The organism is Pseudomonas onubensis, from assembly GCF_965653655.1.
Classification (GTDB): domain Bacteria; phylum Pseudomonadota; class Gammaproteobacteria; order Pseudomonadales; family Pseudomonadaceae; genus Aquipseudomonas.
In genome coordinates, this window is sequence record NZ_CBFHAZ010000240.1 from 1 (window position 1) to 475 (window position 475).

A 475-nucleotide genomic window follows, 5' to 3' on the forward strand; every position below is an offset into this window, starting at 1 on the left:
GTAATTTTCAGCCGTCTCAGACTGCAGAATCATGCCGGCAAGCTGCTCCGCTTCACTTTGAAGCTTGACGGACTCAATTGTTGCATACATAAATACGCACCTCCAGTTGCTAGTTTACCATGAAACCACCCAATTGGAAAATGCGGCGTTTAAACGCTTTTTAATCCTGCGAACGCATGGCGTGTACCATCTGCATCATCATCTGCGCCATTTGAATCCCGTTTGAGAATTGACTTACCCGATGCGGTATCGTCTTTTCATAAAAATTCATCATGTCAAGCTGAAAGGAATTGAGATCGTCCGGTTTTCTCGCAAGTCTGCGGTACCAGACGGGACGCTGCCGTATAAACCGTTTCCGTTCCTCATCTGCGGATATGAATTCCTGAACCTCTTTTCGCATACACGATCCCCTTCTTTAATCCTTTCTGAATGAAAAAGGATGTTGTCCGGAGCCTTGCCGGGGCTGCTTCGTGCT

The 475-nt window shown here is 46.9% G+C and carries 1 protein-coding gene; it reads right to left on the reverse strand.

Translation table 11 applies throughout. The annotated features are described in order from the left end of the window. Positions 1-160: 160 nt before the first annotated feature. Complete coding sequence (locus ACTD9P_RS29770) at positions 161-400, reverse strand: YlbE-like family protein (RefSeq protein WP_003154475.1); 240 nt, start codon at positions 398-400, stop codon at positions 161-163. Between the last annotated feature and the right edge of the window lie 75 nt (positions 401-475).

Excerpts from the sequence above, each read along its gene's own strand:
- ACTD9P_RS29770 (WP_003154475.1), bottom strand. The coding sequence starts at position 400 with ATGCGAAAAGAGGTTCAGGAATTCATATCCGCAGATGAGGAACGGAAA.